General features: G+C 74.1%; 1 protein-coding gene. It reads right to left on the bottom strand.

Features of this window, described 5'->3' with window-relative positions; genetic code table 11:
• A partial coding sequence (locus tag LG396_RS38875; RefSeq protein ID WP_225798326.1) for a glycoside hydrolase domain-containing protein occupies positions 1-506 on the bottom strand: 506 nt, incomplete at both ends.

The following is a 506-nucleotide window of genomic DNA, read 5'->3' as shown; positions in this document are numbered from 1 at the left end:
CGGGGTGCCGGCGGCGACGCGGAGCGTGAGGTCCTGCTCGGCGGTGTCGTCGCCCGGTGCGGTCAGCCTCCCGCGGGCCGGCCGGACCTCGATGCCGGCGGGGGCGTCGGCGTGCCAGGCGGCGGCGACGGGCCGGGAGGTGAGGTTGCGGGCGGCCAGGGTGAGCGAGCCGGTCTCGCCGGAGTCGACGCGTACGGTGTCGCGGTCGGCGTAGAGCACCGCGGGCGCCTCGGACGACCTGGACGGCGGCAGTTCCGCGACGCCCCAGTCCTTGTTCGGCTCAGGCCCCATCCACAGCTCCAGGGTGCCGCCGGCGGCGAGCCGGTCGTGGTGGAACCAGGCGTTGTCCTGCCGCCGCCCGTTCAGCGCGGCGCGCTGGATGTACATGTGCTCGGCCGAGTTGTCGTGGGTGACGATCCGGAACGTACCGCCCCGGTAGTAGTCCGGGTGCAGCTGGATGGTGACCGCGTCGAACACCGGCGACGTGATGTCGTAGACGGGACGGG

Source organism: Streptomyces aculeolatus, from assembly GCF_020400605.1.
Taxonomy (GTDB): Bacteria; Actinomycetota; Actinomycetes; order Streptomycetales; family Streptomycetaceae; genus Streptomyces; species Streptomyces aculeolatus.
This window is presented reverse-complemented; position numbering and strand designations above follow the sequence as displayed.